Raw genomic sequence first — 16,178 nt, 5'->3', positions numbered from 1 at the left:
AAACTGTCATGAAAACAGATTCATGCAGCCATCAAAAAAGGGCCCGAAGGCCCTTTGATAGTTCGCAGAATCATTGTGGCGAGGGAGCTTGCTCCCGCTCGGCTGCGCAGCAGCCGCAAAACCATTGAATGCGGTGTACCGTTGAGATTTCAGGGCTGCTTCGCACCCCAGCGGGAGCAAGCTCCCTCGCCACAACGGCTCTCTGTCACAGAATTCCACCACACAGGGTTACTGGCCCGGAATATCCTTGCGCAGTTTCACCGGGTCTTGCTGCTTCTTCTTTCTCGCAATCGCGGTGCGCATCTTGATGTTGATCGCTTCAACCGCCAGCGAGAACGCCATGGCGAAGTAGACATAGCCTTTTGGCACGTGCACATCAAAGGACTCGGCAATCAGCACAGTACCGACGATCAGCAGGAATGACAGCGCCAGCATCTTCAGCGACGGGTGCTTGTCGATGAACTCGCTGATGGTGCCAGAAGCCCACATCATCACCAGGACTGCAACGATGATCGCCGCAACCATGACCGGTACGTGCGACACCATGCCGACCGCAGTGATCACCGAGTCGAGTGAGAACACGATGTCGATGATCGCGATCTGAATGATGGTGTAGAGGAAGTTGCCGCCCTTGCCACTCGGCTCGTCGCTGGTTTCGTCTTCACCTTCCAGCGCGTGGTACATCTCTTGCGAGCTCTTCCACAACAGGAACAGGCCACCGAAGAACAGGATCAGGTCTCGCCCGGAAATACCCTGGCCGAACACTTCGAACAGGTCGGCGGTGAGGCGCATCACCCAGGTGATCGACAGCAACAACAGAATCCGCGTGACCATGGCCAGCGCCAGCCCGAAGATTCGGGTGCGCGCCTGCATGTGCTTGGGCATGCGGCTGACCAGGATCGAAATCATGATGATGTTATCGATACCCAGGACGATTTCCAGGGCGGTCAGGGTGAAGAAGGCAACCCAGATTTCAGGGTTGGTCAGCCATTCCATGTGTATTCCTTTGAGGATGTGTTAAACCACGAAGGGTCCGGACTTCAAACCGCAAAGCCAGGACCCGACGTGGTGAGTCTTGGGCTTATAGAGTGCTGAACAGCGGAAAAATCCCCATCAGCAATGCTGCAACCAGTATGCACATGCACACCAGCACTGCCCATTTGAGGGTAAAGCGCTGATGGTCACCAAAATCGATACCGGCTAGTGCCACCAACAAATAAGTCGAGGGTACCAGCGGGCTCAGCAAATGGACGGGCTGACCGACGATCGAGGCACGTGCCATTTCCACCGCGGTTATACCGTAGTGGCTGGCGGCTTCGGCAAGTACCGGTAACACGCCGTAATAAAATGCGTCGTTGGACATGAAGAAGGTGAACGGCATGCTCACCAGCGCCGTGATCACGGCCAGGTACGGGCCGAGGAAATCCGGGATCACTGCCAACAGGCTTTTCGACATCGCATCGACCATGCCGGTGCCCGACAGGATACCGGTGAAGATACCGGCGGCAAAGATCAGCCCGACCACCGCCAGCACGCTACCGGCGTGGGCCGCGACGCGGTCTTTTTGCTGTTGCAGGCAAGGATAGTTGACGATCATCGCGATACTGAACGCCACCATGAACAGCACCGGCAGCGGCAGCAGGCCGGCGATCAGGGTGCACATCAGGGCCAGGGTCAGGGCGCCGTTGAACCAGATCAGCTTCGGACGACGGGCATCCGGGAACTGCGAAACGCTGATTTCGCTGTGATCGATTTCATCACCCACCAAGTGCAATTCACCCAGACGAGCGCGCTCGCGTTTGCCGTAGAAATAGGCAATCGCCAGGATGGCCACCACACCGGCCAGCATGGCGGGAATCATCGGAACGAAGATCGCCGACGGGTCCACGTGCAATGCACTGGCGGCACGGGCGGTCGGGCCACCCCATGGGGTCATGTTCATCACGCCACCGGCGAGGATGATCAGGCCGGCCATGATCCGCGGGCTCATGCCGATGCGGCTGTAGAGCGGCAGCATGGCGGCCACGCAAATCATATAAGTGGTCGCGCCGTCACCATCGAGGGAGACGACGAGGGCCAGTACGGCGGTGCCGACCGACACTTTCAACGGATCGCCCTTGACCAGTTTGAGGATCTTGCGAACAGCCGGGTCGAACAGGCCGGAGTCGATCATCAGGGCGAAATACAGAATGGCGAACATCAGCATCACGCCAGTCGGCGCAAGCTTGGTGATGCCTTCGAGCATCATCGGCCCGATTTTCGGCGCAAAACCACCAAACAGGGCGAAGATGATCGGGATGATGATCAGGGCGATCAGCGCGGAAAGGCGCTTGGTCATGATCAGGAACATGAACGTGATGACCATGGCAAAGCCAAGGAAAGTCAGCATGGGAATACTCCAGGCGTAGCGCGGCTAGGGAATGGGCGGATCAGGTGGGATCAGCGCAGAACGGTAAGCGCGGGGCGTACGGACGGAGTTGCAGCGAAGCGGCGGGTAGCAAAGGACATCAGGATCACCATTGTTGTTGTTAAATGGGCCGGGCGAGCAATCGATAACTCGCGTTGGCCAACCGATCTGTTGCCGGTAGTGGGGGCGATCCTAATCGTGGAAGCTTTCAGCCAGCTTTCGCTGATGAAAGCATTGACCGGAAGTACAACCGGTCGTCGGACCGGGTATAAGCCTGCGCGAGCAAGCTGGCGCATTGGTTTGCGTCGCGACACGAATCCCACCCGAAGGCTGCGATCTTTTGATCTTGTTTTTAAAATCAAAGTCAAAAGATCGCAGCCTTCGGCAGCTCCTACAGAGGGCCATACGCAAGAGGAGGTAACGGCATGCGCGACATTCACACCGGCGGCTGCCACTGCGGGCACATCCGCTATCAATTCAGCGGGCCTCTGCACGACATTGCCCACTGCCATTGCTCGATTTGCCGTCGGGTCAGCGGCGGGATCGTGACCACCTGGATCACCCTGCCGGCATCAGCCTTTCAGTGGCTGACCGGGACACCGTCGCGGTACGACTCGTCTTCAACTTGCGCGCGATATTTCTGCGGCAACTGTGGGGCGCAGCTGGCACTGGTGACGCATCTGAGCCCTTCGAGCATCGATGTGACCATCGCCACCCTCGACCACCCCGAACAGGCCCCGGCCGAACGCCACATCTGGACCGACAACCGGTTGCCATGGTTGCGCCTGGACGAGAAGTTGCCGGGAGAGCCTGAAGAAACCATCTGATCAAAAAATAGACAGGTCCAGCGGACGTATCGCGCCCATCCAGATCGCGTGCTCGCTGTGGTCCAGCAGATCGTCGCCGGTGTCCGGGTGCAGGAACACCACCAGACCCTTGCGGTTGAGCGCCAGCCACGGCAGCACCTCGCCGATCAGTTCAGGGCCGAACGCCAGTTGGCAACTCCAGTCCGGGTGCGGGCCGACCGGGCGTTCGTGCACGCGCCCCATCTTCAGCGCAAACAACTGCGCGGCCTGCTCACACAAGGCTCGTGCCTGGTCGATCGAGCTGGCGTCGAAATAGACGTGGGCGTGGTAACCCTTGATCCGTTGCATGTGAATCCCTCTAAAACCGAGTCGAACCCTCACCGTTTCCCGCAGGTCACACGCCATATACGCAGGAAACAACGGAGTTCAGCCATGAAAAATGCCGAAACCCCGGCGGTGAAAGTGGTGCTTTATGGTGCCATGAGTAGCCTGGGCAGTGCGCTGATGGCTGAAATGCTGCGCCGCCAGCATGAAGTGATCGCGATTCTCGATGACCTGACGGCGCTGGCACCGCGTCCGGGTTTGCGTACCAAGACCGGTGACCTGTTCGAGGCTGAACGGGTGAAACAAAGCGTGGCCGGTAGTTCTGCTGTCATCTGTTTACTAGACGCGCCGGGGTTACCTTTCAACAGTGAACATGTGGAAAAAACCATCGTACCGGGACCGGTTGAACAGGTGCTGGCGGCGGATGCTTTGATCGACGGCATGCAGGCGGCGGGCATTTCGCGACTGTTCCTGGTGGGTGATTTCGACGTGCTGGACGATCCGGAAACTTACGACCCACTGCAACGCCACGCCGCTGAAGAAATCCACGAGGCCCTGCAAAGCAGCGCCTTGCATTGGACACTGGTGAACGCACCGCGCGGCGTGCCGGGTCTGACTATCGAGCATTTCAGTCAGGTCAGCAGCAGCCTGGAATCCGGTCTGGCCGAGCCATTGGAGCGCTTGCATCGCACGGCGGTGGGAATTGCCGATGAGCTCCGATTGAATCTGCATGTCGGTGAACATGTGAGTTTCATTGCAGCCTCATCAACATAAACATCAAAAGATCGCAGTCTTCGGCAGCTCCTACATAGGTTTCGCGTGTGATGCCGCCCCCCTGTGGAGCTGCCGCAGGCTGCGATTTTTTGCTCTTAAAAATGCTCAAACCGCAATCGAAGGAAACGGCAGACCCGTAAGCGATTGCGCACTGCTGGCCTGCTCAGCCATCAACCAATCGACAAACTGTTGAATCAGCGCCCCACGCCGTTTGCGCTGAGGCAAGACCACGTAATAGCCCAGTCGAGACATTACCGTTTCGGCGATCGGCCGGCACAACAAACCTTGCGCCAACAAGTTATCCACAAGGTGCCGCCAGCCGATGGCCACGCCCTGGCCACCAATCGCGGCCTGAATCAGCAGAGTGTAATTATCGAAGCGCAGCTGCCCGGGCGCAGGTGGCGAGGTAATCCCCAACTCACGGAACACGCCGCTCCAGTCGAACCAGTTGCTGCTGTTTTCACCGCGCAGGTGCAGCAGCGGAAACTCCAGCAACGATTGGGCTGACAAAGGCAGGGCGCGCTCATTCAGTAATTGCGGACTGCACACCGGAAACACTTCTTCGCTGAACAGCCAATGGCTTTCGCCCTGCTTGAAGCGGCCATCGCCGAACAAAACCGCGACGTCGATATCAGTACGCAGCATGTTATGGCTGCGCTCACTGGTCACCAGGCTGACATCCACTTGCGGGTTGGCCGCGTGGAAACGGTGCAGGCGCGGCATCAACCAATACGCGGCGAAGGCAAAGTCAGTGGCGACCTGCAGTACTTCATGCTGTTGTTGTGCGCTGATTGCGCTCAAACCAGCGTCGATATTCTGTAAACCGAGCTGAACTTGCTCAAACAGGATCATTCCAGCCTCGGTCAACTCGATGCCGCGATAGATACGGTCAAACAGCCGTGTCGCCAGTTGTTCCTCCAGCCGCTTGATCTGCTGGCTAATCGCCGGTTGCGTGGTGCCCAGTTCAACGGAGGCAGCGGTGAAGCTGCGCTGTCGGGCAGCCGCTTCGAAGGCGCGAAGCAAATCCAGAGACAGGTCACCAAGGGCGTCATACATAAGCTGTGCTTATCCTAGTCATTGTCCGGCATGGGCTTTACCGCGACGTGTGCGGGTTACATCCTCGACCACAGCACTCTCGCATAAACATCCACTATGGAATGCCGCGATCACATGAAGCGCAAGAACATTCTTTTCATCATGGCCGATCAAATGGCCGCGCCAATGTTGCCGTTCTACGGCCCTTCGCCCATCAAACTACCTAATTTGAGCCGCCTCGCCGCCGAAGGCGTGGTATTCGACGCCGCTTACTGCAACAGCCCGTTGTGCGCGCCGTCGCGTTTTACCTTGGTCAGCGGTCAGCTGCCGAGCAAGATCGGCGCTTACGACAACGCGGCCGATTTTCCTGCCGATGTCCCGACTTATGCCCACTACCTGCGTCGCCTCGGTTACCGCACCGCACTGTCGGGCAAGATGCACTTTTGCGGCCCGGACCAATTGCACGGCTATGAAGAACGCCTGACCAGCGACATTTACCCGGCCGACTATGGCTGGGCAGTGAATTGGGATGAACCGGACGTGCGCCCGACCTGGTATCACAACATGTCGTCAGTGCTGCAAGCCGGGCCGTGCGTGCGCACCAACCAGCTCGATTTCGACGAAGAAGTGGTGTTCAAGGCCCAGCAATACCTGTTCGATCACATCCGCGAGGACGGCGATCAGCCGTTCTGCCTCACGGTCTCGATGACTCACCCACACGACCCCTACACCATTCCCAAAGCCTTTTGGGATATGTACGACGACGCCGACATCCCTTTGCCCACAACGCCGAATCAACAAGATCTCGATCCGCATTCCCAGCGTTTGCTCAAAGTTTACGACCTATGGGATAAACCGCTGCCTGTGGATAAGATCCGTGACGCGCGCCGCGCTTACTTTGGGGCTTGCAGCTATATCGACAGCAACGTCGGCAAACTCCTGCAAACTCTCGAAGATACCGGTCTGATCGAGGACACCATCATCGTGTTCTCCGGCGACCACGGCGACATGCTCGGCGAGCGCGGCCTCTGGTACAAAATGCATTGGTACGAAATGGCTGCACGCGTGCCCCTGTTGATAAGTGCGCCAGGGCAGTTTGGTGCGGGTCGGGTCAGCGCGTCGGTTTCTACCGCCGACCTGCTGCCGACCTTCGTCGAACTGGCTGGCGGCTCTCTGGAACCCGGTTTGCCGCTGGATGGCCGCTCGTTGGTTTCGCACCTGCAAGGGCAGGGCGGTCATGACGAAGTGTTTGGCGAATACATGGCTGAAGGCACCGTTGGCCCGCTGATGATGATCCGTCGCGGCGCCTACAAATTCATCTACAGCGAAGACGACCCTTGCCTACTCTTCGACGTAACCAACGACCCGCGTGAGCTGGAAGAACTCAGCCAGTCGCCGCAACATCGCCAGCTGTTCGACGATTTTCTCGCCGAAGCACGGGCGAAATGGGATATGCCGGCGATTTACCAACAAGTGCTCGCCAGTCAACGTCGCCGGCGTTTCGTCGCTGACGCCCTGACCATCGGCAAGCTGAAGAGCTGGGATCACCAGCCGCTGGTGGACGCCAGTCAGCAGTACATGCGCAACCACATCGACCTCGACGATCTGGAGCGTAAAGCACGTTATCCACAACCCTGCCAAAACCAATAATGTTAAGGGGAAGTCCATGCAAAGGTTATCCACAGTACTGACGGTCGGGCTCCTGGCTCTGGGCAGCGCATCGGCATTTGCCGATCAAAGTTGCGAGACGGTGAAAATGGCCGATCCCGGCTGGAGCGACATCGCCGCAACCAACGCCATCACCGGTTTCCTGCTGGACGGCATGGGCTACAAGGCCAAGGTCGACACCCTCGCGGTGCCGATCACCTTCGGCGGGCTCAAGGATGGCCAGGTGGATGTGTTCCTGGGTAACTGGATGCCGGCGCAGCAGGGCTTCTACGACAAGTTCGTGGCCACGGGCGATGTCACACAACTGGCGAAAAACCTCGACGGCACCGAGTTCACATTGGCGGTCCCGGATTATGTCTGGGACGCGGGTGTGCATAACTTTTCCGACCTGAACAAATACGCCGACAAGTTCGACAAGAAGATCTACGGCATCGGCTCCGGCGCGCCGGCCAACATCTCCTTGCAGGAAATCATCAAGAAAAACGATTTCGACATGGGCCAGTGGAAACTGGTGGAATCCAGCGAGCAGGCGATGTTGGCCGAAGTCTCCCGAGCGGTGAAAAAACAAAAGTTCGTGACCTTCCTCGGCTGGACCCCGCACCCAATGAACGTGCAGTTGAAAATGCATTATCTGAAGGGCGGCGAAAAATACTTCGGTGATACCGGCAGCGTGCACACCTTGACTCGCAAAGGTTATGCACAGGCCTGCCCGAACGTCGGCAAACTGCTGACCAACCTGAATTTCACCCAGGACATGGAGAACAGCATCATGGCCGAAGTGGTGAACAAGAAAGTCAGCAATGCCGATGCGGCCAAGGCGTGGATCAAGGCCAATCCGGCCGTGCTGGATAAATGGCTCGATGGCGTGAAGACCGTTGATGGCAAGGATGCGTTGCCGGCCGTGAAAGCCAAGTTGTAGATAATCTCTGTGGCGAGGGCGCTTGGCACCCGAGCGGGAGCAAGCTCCCTCGCCACAATTCTTGTTTCGTCCTGCTACCCTTGCGCAAAACCCGACCCGAGAGGACCCATGGCCCTTCCCAGCCGCCATTCACTCTTCCCATTCCTCACCTGGTTACCCCGGCAAACCCGCGCCAGCGTCGGCCGAGACCTGATTGTCGGCCTCAGCGGTGCCATTCTCGCGTTGCCGCAATCCATTGCCTACGCCCTGATTGCCGGTCTCCCCCCGGAATACGGCTTGTACGCGGCGATAATACCGGTGCTGATCGCTTGCCTCTGGGGCTCGTCGTGGCATTTGATCTGCGGTCCTACGGCGGCCATCTCGATTGTCTTGTACGCCAGTGTCAGTCCTCTGGCTGTTCCAGCGACCCAGGACTACGTGACCTTGATCCTGCTGCTGACATTTCTGGCGGGCATTTTCCAATGGCTGCTGGGTCTGCTGCGCTTCGGTGCCCTGGTGAATTTCGTCTCGCACTCGGTGGTACTCGGCTTCACCCTTGGCGCGGCGGTGGTGATTGCCATTGGCCAACTGCCGAACCTGCTTGGCCTGGATTTGCCCAGCCAGGCCACCGCCCTGGATAGTTTCATCAACTTGTTCCGGCACCTCGACAAGCTGGATAAACCGTCGCTGATGCTGGGGCTGGCCACCGTCGTGGTCGGCGTAATCCTCAAACTGTCGTTGCCGCGCTGGCCAACACTGTTGATCACTCTCGTCTTGGGTGCCCTGCTGGTTTGGCTCTGGCCCTCGATGTTCGGCCATGTCGAACTGGTCAGTGCCTTTGTCGGAAAGCTGCCGCCATTTAGTCCGTTGCCACTGGATCTCGATCTGATCCTGCGCCTGCTGCCCAGCGCTGTGGCGGTGGGCATGCTCGGGTTAGTCACCAGCCTGTCGATTGCCCGCTCAATTTCGGCACGCTCGCAGCAACTGCTCGACGCCAACCAGGAAGTTCGCGCCCAGGGTTTATCCAACATCGTCGGTGCGTTTTTTTCCGGATCGCTATCAGCCGGTTCCTTTACCCGTTCAGGCCTGAGCTACGAAGCGGGCGCTTGCTCGCCCATGGCGGGGATATTTTCGGCGTTGTGGGTGGCGTTGTTTGCGATCTTTGGCGCCAACCTGATCGCACACATTCCGATCCCGGCCATGGCCGGCAGCATTCTGTTGATCGCCTGGGGATTGGTGGACCACCGTGGCATTCGCGCATTGCTGCGGGTCAGCCGTGCCGAATTCGTGGTCATGGCCCTGACCTGTGTCGCCACGCTGCTGCTGGAATTGCAGACAGCGATTTACGCCGGAGTGCTGGCGTCGTTGTTCTTCTACCTCAAGCGCACTTCGCAGCCGCGAGTGCAGCATGTACGCGATGGCGATGAAGACATTCTGCGGGTCGGCGGGTCGATCTTTTTCGGCGCCAGCCATTACCTGCAAGTTCGCCTGCAACGCATGCACGGTGCGCGGGTGGTGATCGAGGCGCAGCAAATCAACTTCATCGACTACTCGGGCGTGGAGATGCTGCATCAGGAGGCGCGACGATTGCTGCGTCAGGATCGCAGTCTTACGTTGCGCCAGGCCAGGCCGCAGGTAGTAGATGAATTGAGGAAGCTCGAAGGGGCGGAGAAATGTCCGATCCGGTTTGAAGACTAAAAAGATCGCAGCCTTCGGCAGCTCCTACAGGGTGTCATCAATCCAATGTAGGGGCTGCCGAAGGCTGCGATCTTTTGATTTTAAAGGGCCAGCTGCCGCCGAAGTTCAGCCAACACCGGCGCCGTATCGGGCCGCACCCCGCGCCACAGGAAGAACGCCTCGGCCGCCTGTTCGGCAAGCATCCCCAGACCATCCATGGCCACCGCCGCGCCGTGTTCACTGGCCCAGCGGCAGAACGAGGTGGGCTCCTTGCCGTACATCATGTCGTAGCACAGGGTTTTGCCCGGCTCGATCAAGCTGGCGGCAATCGGCGGGACATCGCCTGACAGGCTCGCAGACGTCGCGTTGATGATCACGTCCACAGACTCCTGCAACCAGTCGTAACCACTGGCCGAAACCGGGCCCAGATCACAAAACAGCTCCGCGAGCAGTTCAGCCTTGTCCACCGTGCGATTGGCGATGATCACCGACGCCGGTTGCTCGGCCAGTAACGGCTCCAACGCCCCACGCACCGCGCCACCCGCACCGAGCAGCAGGATGCGTTTGCCCTTGAGGCTGAAACCCGCGTTAACCGTCAGGTCCCGCACCAGACCGGCGCCATCGGTGTTGTCGCCCAGCAAACTGCCGTCGGCCAGTTTGCTCAAGGTATTCACCGCACCGGCTCGCTGCGCGCGCGCTGTCAGACTGTTCGCCAGGCGATAGGCTTCTTCCTTGAACGGTACCGTGACATTCGCCCCACGTCCTTCTAGGAAAAATTCCCGGGCACAGCCGGAAAAATCGTCGAGTGGCGCCAGCGAGGTGCTGTAGTCCAGTTTCTGATCGGTCTGTTCGGCGAACAGGCGATGAATCAGCGGCGACTTGCTGTGGCCAATCGGGTTACCGAATACGACATAACGGTCCATCAGGAATCCTCGTTCAGGCCTTGGCCAACCAATCGCGGTCTTGCAGGAAATACTCGGTCAGGCGCGCTTCTTCGCTGCCGGGCTCGGCTTTCCAGTCGTAACCCCAACGCACTTGCGGTGGCAGGGACATCAGGATCGATTCGGTTCGCCCGCCCGATTGCAGGCCGAACAAGGTGCCACGGTCGTAAACCAGGTTGAACTCGACGTAACGCCCACGGCGGAATTCCTGAAACTCGCGCTGTTTGGCGGTGAACGCATCGTGCTTGCGGCGCTGCACAATCGGCAGATAAGCATCGATAAACGCATCCCCGATGGCGCGCATGAAAGCGAAACTGGTGTCGAAGTCCCACTCATTCAGGTCATCGAAAAACAGGCCGCCGATACCCCGTGGCTCGTGGCGATGCTTGATGTGGAAGTAGCTGTCGCACCAGGACTTGTACCGCGAGTAAACGTCCGGGCCGAACGGCGCGCAGGCCTGCTCGGCCACACGGTGCCAATGCACACAGTCTTCTTCGTTGCCGTAATAGGGCGTCAGGTCGAAGCCGCCGCCGAACCACCAAACGGGCTCTTCGCCTTCTTTTTCGGCGATGAAAAAGCGCACGTTGGCGTGGGAAGTCGGTACATGCGGGTTGTGCGGGTGAATCACCAGCGATACACCCAGGGCTTCGAAACCACGCCCGGCCAGTTCCGGCCGATGGGCGCTGGCGGACGGTGGGAGACCGCTGCCGAAGACGTGGGAAAAGTTGACGCCGCCCTTTTCAATGACCGTGCCGTTTTCGATCACCCGCGTACGCCCGCCACCACCGGCAGGCCGGGCCCAGGCGTCTTCGACGAAGTGCGTGCCGCCGTCTTCGGCTTCCAGCGCAGCGCAGATTCGGTCTTGCAGGTCGAGCAGGTAGGCTTTTACAGCCTCGGTGCGGGTAGTCATGGCATCACCTTGAATCGGGCAAAGCTACGCGGCGCTCCATCGGAGCGGGCCTGCGCAAATGGGCGCGTAGCATACCACCGCCGGTACGCTCGTCGCAGTTGACGAGGATCAAGCTTAGGAGTCCGATAGGGCACTTGGTAAAACGACCGAAGGAGAGTTCAGATGGCAAAGCGTATTCAGTTCCGTGCCCATGGCGGCCCCGAAGTGCTCGAGTATGTGGATTACCAGCCCGCCGAGCCCGGCCCGCAGCAGGTCCGTGTGAGCAACAAGGCCATCGGCCTGAACTTCATCGACACCTATTACCGCAGCGGCCTCTATCCGCCACCCGCCTTGCCATCGGGCTTGGGTTCGGAAGGCGCGGGCGTGGTCGAGGCAGTGGGCAGTGACGTGACCCGATTCAAGGTCGGTGATCGCGTGGCCTACGGCAGCGGCCCATTGGGTGCCTACAGCGACGTGCACGTGTTGCCCGAGGCTAATCTGGTGCGCCTGCCGGATGCCATCAGTTTCGAACAGGCCGCGGGAGTGATGCTCAAGGGCCTGACCGTGCAATACCTGCTGCGTCAGACCTATGAACTCAAAGGTGGCGAAACCATCTTGTTCCACGCGGCGGCCGGTGGCGTTGGCTCGCTGGCCTGCCAATGGGCCAAGGCACTGGGCGTGAAGTTGATCGGCACCGTGAGCTCAGCAGAGAAAGCCGCGCTGGCCAAGGCCAACGGCGCCTGGGCGACCATCGATTACAGCCATGAAAACGTTGCACAACGCGTACTGGAATTGACTGACGGGAAAAAAGTCCCGGTGGTCTACGACGGCGTCGGCAAGGACACTTGGCTGACCTCGCTCGACAGCGCAGCACCGCGCGGCCTGGTGGTGAGTTTCGGCAATGCGTCCGGCGCTGTAGATGGCGTCAATCTGGGGATTCTGTCGGCGAAAGGTTCGCTGTACGTGACCCGGCCGACGCTGGGGACTTATGCCAACAACGCGGAAAACCTGCAGCGCATGGCCGATGAGCTGTTCGAGATGATCATCAGCGGCAAGGTGAAGGTGGACATCAGCCAGAAGTATCCATTGGCTGATGCGGCTAAGGCACAGACCGAGTTGTCGGCGCGGCGCACGACCGGTTCGGTTGTTTTGTTGCCCTGAATGACGCCATCGCTAGCAGGCCAGCACCCACACAGATCCATTGTGGGAGCTAGCCTGCTAGCGATGGGCGCGCCTCGGTCTCAATCCGGGCGCACAACATGCCCGGTCGCCAGATCGCGAATCACGCTCGGATTTTTGCGCCCACCCAGATTCCCACCCAGCACATGATCGACCTGCCCACGGAAATACTGCTCGACGCGAATCCGCGTGCGCGCCGCCGGACGGCCTTGTGGGTTGGCTGACGTCGACACCAGAGGCCCGACCAACGCACACAAATCCCGTACTTGCGGGTGATCGCTGACTCGCAGCGCCACGGTTTCATGCACCCCGGTAATCCACTGCGGCAATAGATTCTGATGCGGCACCAGCCAGGTGTTCGGCCCCGGCCAGGTGCTGGCCATCCGGTCCATCCACAGTTCAGGGAAGTCTTCGAAGAGGAAGTCGAACTGGCGAATGTTGTCGGCGACCAGGATCAGGCCCTTCTCCATAGACCGGCCCTTGATCAGCAACAAACGCTCCACCGCATCAATGTCCCACGGGTCGCAACCCAGGCCCCAGACTGCTTCGGTTGGGTAGGCAATCACCGCTCCGGCGCGAACTGCTTGTGCGGCTTGTTGCACACGCCAACTGTTGACCATGAAAAACTCTCCAGAAAAAGGCTCTGCGCAGTTTACCGATCTTCCTTGTAAAACCTAGCTCACCCGTGCCAACCAGCGGCCGTTTTCGCAAACTGCACGCCCCTCCATTTCCAGTTCCGTCAGCGCTCCCAACACTTTGGGCAAGGTCCAGCCGCTGGCATCCGCCAGTGCTTCACTGGTATGCGGCGCGGCATGCAGTAACGCAAGCAGAGGATGAGTCGCCGCCGGCGCCGACTCCGTGAATAACGGCAGCTGCTGCCAGCCGCGCAGCGCTTCGAGGATATGCTCGATGGTTTCCACCAACACTGCACCGTCGCGGATCAGCTGATGACAGCCGCGCGCACCAGGATGATGAATTGATCCAGGAATGGCATACACCTCGCGCCCTTGCTCCGCCGCTAGCCTCGCGGTGATCAACGAACCACTGGCGACACTGGCCTCAACCACCAGCACGCCAAGGGACAAACCACTGATGATTCGATTGCGTCGCGGGAAGTTGCTGGCGGTCGGGCCGGCGTCCAGCGGGAACTCCGACAGCACCGCGCTACCCGAGGCAATCATCGCGTCAGCCAGCCGTCGATTGCGTTGTGGATAAAACTTTTCAAGACCCGTGCCCAACACCCCGACTGTTTGCCCTCGGACGTCCAGCGCCGCCTGATGCGCGGCGGCGTCGATGCCCAGCGCCAAACCGCTGGTGATGACAAACCCGGCACTGGCCAGGCTGCGCGAAAACGCCGCCGCGGTGTCCATGCCCGGCCGTGAAGCTCGACGACTGCCAACCATCGCCAGCTGCGGTTTTTCGAGAATGCCGGGATCACCCGCCACGAACAGCAACGGCGGTGCATCGCTGATTTCCGCCAGCAGAGCAGGGTAGTCAGGCTGGTCCCACATCAGTAAATGCTGGCCCTTGCGCTCTATCCAGGCCAATGCGTGACTCGCGCCATCACGGACTTCCGCGCAACGCCTGGCCTCGGAACACGCCAGCGGCAAACCAAGCGCACGCCAGGCACTGGCCGGCGCGCTGATGGCTTTTGATGCCGAACCGAAGGCTTCCAACAACTTTTTGAAACGCGCCGGGCCGAGTTCAGGCAAACGGTGCAGACGTAAACGAGCTTCCAGTTCCGCAGGGGAAACCGGTGTAACAGAGGGCTGCGACATGGATCATCCTTGATCGTTATGAGGACCCGTACAAACGGGAATAAGCTGTGGATAACTCTGTTGGTAACTTGTGAAGCCAACTAAGGATTTCGCACCTTATCCATCACCGCCAGCGAGCGCGAAGCATTGAGCACCAGCCCGTAGCTGAGCTTGTCGTAGGTGCGAAAAACCATCAGCAGTCCGGCGCGCTCATCGGGAATTTTCAGCGGCTGGCCAGTGATCCGGTCGCGCACGGTTTCGCCGGTTTTCATCACCACCAACACGTTGCCTTCCGCCAGACCATCGCGTTGGCCCTTGTTAAGCGTGACCACGTCTAGCGCGCCGATCTGAGTCACCCCGCGCGGCACATCGATGATCACACCGTTGATTGGGTTTTTCGGTGCGCTGGGCATGAACGTCGAGTTGATCGACCGCTCTTCACCGCTGAACAGCCGGTCGCCGAGGCGCACTTTCTGGGTCGTGCGTTGCAGCGCCAATGTGGCCACGTCGCCTTCGGTGGCCACAACTTCGCCGCCGCCGATGTCGTCGGCATTGATGCCCAGAAACTCCTGGGTCTGCGGATCGGTGTAAACCTTGCCTTGGCGGAAGATGCCGTAGACCGGCTGCGCCGGGTCGAAATGGCCACGGGCGAAGATGCGGTCACCCATGCCGCTGAGCACACGCTCGGCATCACCGGCGACGATGTAAGGCGCCTTGTCGAAATCCTCAACCTTGTCGACGATGCGGTTGCTCAACAGAAAGCTATTGATCGATTTCAGCGGAATGCTCGGGATCGCGTCGGCCACCGGGCTGCTGCGCACCCGTGGCGAGAGCTTGATGATGCCCCGCGATGCGCCGCGGTTGAGCGTCAGCCGTGGCTGGCCATTGACGTAGACCAGCGACAGAGAATCGCCGGGGTAGATGAGATTGGGGTTTTCGATCTGCGGATTGGCTTGCCAGAGCTCAGGCCAATGCCAGGGTTCACGAAGAAATTTTCCCGAGATGTCCCAGAGTGTGTCCCCCGCTACCACTGTGTACTGCTGTGGAAAACCTTCCTTGAGTTGCACTTGCGCGTGCGCCAAACCGGCCGAGGCCAGAAGGAGCAGGGCGAGTAGTGATTTCCTCATGCGGTGAATCCCTTTATTATGTGCGTTCGCGTGAAACGCCAGAGCCGTCAGTGGCTCGCTCCCGGCTTGCTTATCAAAAGAAGGGAGCTACGTTTTACAAAGGTAGCCTGCATCTTCGGACTCGCCAGGCCATCGACCCGACCTTACTTCACACGTGCACTCATCAAGCTTATGGCCATTTTAAACATCCTCGAATTCCCTGACCCGCGCCTGCGCACTATCGCCAAACCGGTGGCCGTAGTGGACGACGAAGTGCGTCAGTTGGTCGATGACATGTTTGAAACAATGTATGAAGCACCGGGTATCGGCCTCGCCGCGACCCAGGTCAACGTGCACAAACGTATCGTCGTGATGGACCTTTCTGAAGACCGCACCGAGCCACGAGTGTTCATCAACCCCGAGCTCGAACCGCTGACCGACGACATGGGCCAGTACCAGGAAGGCTGCCTTTCGGTGCCGGGTTTCTACGAAAACGTCGATCGCCCGCAAAGGGTCAAGGTCAAGGCTCTGGACCGCGACGGCCAGCCTTACGAACTGATCGCCGAAGATCTGCTTGCCGTGTGCATCCAGCACGAATGCGACCATCTCAACGGCAAATTGTTCGTTGATTACCTGTCGACGCTCAAACGCGACCGCATCAAGAAGAAACTGGAAAAGCTCCACCGCCAGAACGTTTGATGCCCTCCTTCAAAGGCT

At 59.3% G+C, this 16,178-nt stretch carries 16 protein-coding genes; 7 read left to right on the top strand and 9 right to left on the bottom strand.

The features are described from left to right. Nucleotides 1-228 precede the first annotated feature (228 nt). Both KUF73_RS21180 and KUF73_RS21175 read right to left on the bottom strand, forming a co-directional pair. Entirely contained in the window at nucleotides 229-996 is a 768-nt protein-coding gene (locus tag KUF73_RS21180) for a TerC family protein (RefSeq protein ID WP_218439975.1), read from the bottom strand. Between the two features lie 85 nt (nucleotides 997-1,081). Then, the gene (locus KUF73_RS21175; RefSeq protein ID WP_218439974.1) at nucleotides 1,082-2,389 is read right to left on the bottom strand and encodes a CitMHS family transporter; all 1,308 of its coding nucleotides are present in this window, start codon (nucleotides 2,387-2,389) and stop codon (nucleotides 1,082-1,084) included. A 443-nt stretch (nucleotides 2,390-2,832) separates the two neighbouring features. Between KUF73_RS21175 and KUF73_RS21170 the strand changes: the two genes are divergently transcribed. Next, a complete protein-coding gene (locus KUF73_RS21170; protein WP_218439973.1) occupies nucleotides 2,833-3,234 on the top strand; it encodes a GFA family protein in 402 nt (133 codons plus the stop codon). Here KUF73_RS21170 and KUF73_RS21165 read toward each other — a convergent pair whose 3' ends face one another. Beyond that, complete coding sequence (locus KUF73_RS21165; RefSeq protein ID WP_218439972.1) at nucleotides 3,235-3,561, bottom strand: DOPA 4,5-dioxygenase family protein; 327 nt, start codon at nucleotides 3,559-3,561, stop codon at nucleotides 3,235-3,237. An 84-nt stretch (nucleotides 3,562-3,645) separates the two neighbouring features. On the opposite strand from KUF73_RS21165, the gene KUF73_RS21160 reads away from it, so the two are divergent. Next, nucleotides 3,646-4,311 carry an NAD(P)-dependent oxidoreductase gene (locus KUF73_RS21160; RefSeq protein ID WP_218439971.1) on the top strand — a complete coding sequence of 222 codons (666 nt, stop codon included), beginning with the start codon at nucleotides 3,646-3,648 and terminating at the stop codon, nucleotides 4,309-4,311. 105 nt (nucleotides 4,312-4,416) lie between these two features. On the opposite strand, the gene KUF73_RS21155 is transcribed toward KUF73_RS21160, so the two are convergent. Then, nucleotides 4,417-5,367, bottom strand: coding sequence for a LysR family transcriptional regulator (locus tag KUF73_RS21155; protein WP_218439970.1), 951 nt, complete (start codon nucleotides 5,365-5,367; stop codon nucleotides 4,417-4,419). 114 nt (nucleotides 5,368-5,481) lie between these two features. Here KUF73_RS21155 and betC point away from each other — a divergent pair, with 114 nt between their 5' ends. The 3 genes from betC (at nucleotide 5,482) to KUF73_RS21140 (ending at nucleotide 9,610) form a co-directional block, all read left to right on the top strand. Continuing rightward, a complete protein-coding gene (gene betC / locus KUF73_RS21150; RefSeq protein WP_218439969.1) occupies nucleotides 5,482-6,996 on the top strand; it encodes a choline-sulfatase in 1,515 nt (504 codons plus the stop codon). A gap of 16 nt (nucleotides 6,997-7,012) precedes the next feature. Further along, the gene (choX, locus tag KUF73_RS21145) at nucleotides 7,013-7,933 is read left to right on the top strand and encodes a choline ABC transporter substrate-binding protein (protein WP_218439968.1); all 921 of its coding nucleotides are present in this window, start codon (nucleotides 7,013-7,015) and stop codon (nucleotides 7,931-7,933) included. Between the two features lie 108 nt (nucleotides 7,934-8,041). Further along, nucleotides 8,042-9,610: a SulP family inorganic anion transporter gene (locus KUF73_RS21140; protein WP_218439967.1), complete on the top strand. Its 1,569-nt coding sequence runs from the start codon at nucleotides 8,042-8,044 to the stop codon at nucleotides 9,608-9,610. An 80-nt stretch (nucleotides 9,611-9,690) separates the two neighbouring features. On the opposite strand, the gene aroE is transcribed toward KUF73_RS21140, so the two are convergent. Together aroE and hemF are read right to left on the bottom strand one after the other, a co-directional pair. After that, nucleotides 9,691-10,512 (bottom strand): shikimate dehydrogenase, encoded by an 822-nt coding sequence (gene aroE, locus KUF73_RS21135; RefSeq protein WP_218439966.1) that lies wholly within the window; start codon nucleotides 10,510-10,512, stop codon nucleotides 9,691-9,693. 13 nt (nucleotides 10,513-10,525) lie between these two features. Next, nucleotides 10,526-11,440 carry an oxygen-dependent coproporphyrinogen oxidase gene (gene hemF, locus KUF73_RS21130; protein WP_218439965.1) on the bottom strand — a complete coding sequence of 305 codons (915 nt, stop codon included), beginning with the start codon at nucleotides 11,438-11,440 and terminating at the stop codon, nucleotides 10,526-10,528. 162 nt (nucleotides 11,441-11,602) lie between these two features. Here hemF and KUF73_RS21125 point away from each other — a divergent pair, with 162 nt between their 5' ends. After that, nucleotides 11,603-12,580, top strand: a complete 978-nt coding sequence (locus KUF73_RS21125) for an NADPH:quinone reductase (RefSeq protein WP_218439964.1) — start codon at nucleotides 11,603-11,605, stop codon at nucleotides 12,578-12,580. Nucleotides 12,581-12,660: 80 nt separating this feature from the next. On the opposite strand, the gene KUF73_RS21120 is transcribed toward KUF73_RS21125, so the two are convergent. From KUF73_RS21120 to KUF73_RS21110, 3 genes are all read right to left on the bottom strand, one after another. Beyond that, entirely contained in the window at nucleotides 12,661-13,218 is a 558-nt protein-coding gene (locus tag KUF73_RS21120; RefSeq protein WP_218439963.1) for an L-threonylcarbamoyladenylate synthase, read from the bottom strand. Between the two features lie 54 nt (nucleotides 13,219-13,272). Beyond that, the gene (dprA, locus tag KUF73_RS21115) at nucleotides 13,273-14,376 is read right to left on the bottom strand and encodes a DNA-processing protein DprA (RefSeq protein WP_218439962.1); all 1,104 of its coding nucleotides are present in this window, start codon (nucleotides 14,374-14,376) and stop codon (nucleotides 13,273-13,275) included. A gap of 80 nt (nucleotides 14,377-14,456) precedes the next feature. Beyond that, nucleotides 14,457-15,482 (bottom strand): LysM peptidoglycan-binding domain-containing protein, encoded by a 1,026-nt coding sequence (locus KUF73_RS21110; RefSeq protein ID WP_218439961.1) that lies wholly within the window; start codon nucleotides 15,480-15,482, stop codon nucleotides 14,457-14,459. A 171-nt stretch (nucleotides 15,483-15,653) separates the two neighbouring features. Between KUF73_RS21110 and def the strand changes: the two genes are divergently transcribed. Next, nucleotides 15,654-16,160, top strand: coding sequence for a peptide deformylase (def, locus tag KUF73_RS21105; protein ID WP_218439960.1), 507 nt, complete (start codon nucleotides 15,654-15,656; stop codon nucleotides 16,158-16,160). Nucleotides 16,161-16,178 lie beyond the last annotated feature (18 nt).

Source organism: Pseudomonas sp. PD9R, assembly GCF_019200975.1.
GTDB lineage: Bacteria > Pseudomonadota > Gammaproteobacteria > Pseudomonadales > Pseudomonadaceae > Aquipseudomonas.
This window is presented reverse-complemented; position numbering and strand designations above follow the sequence as displayed.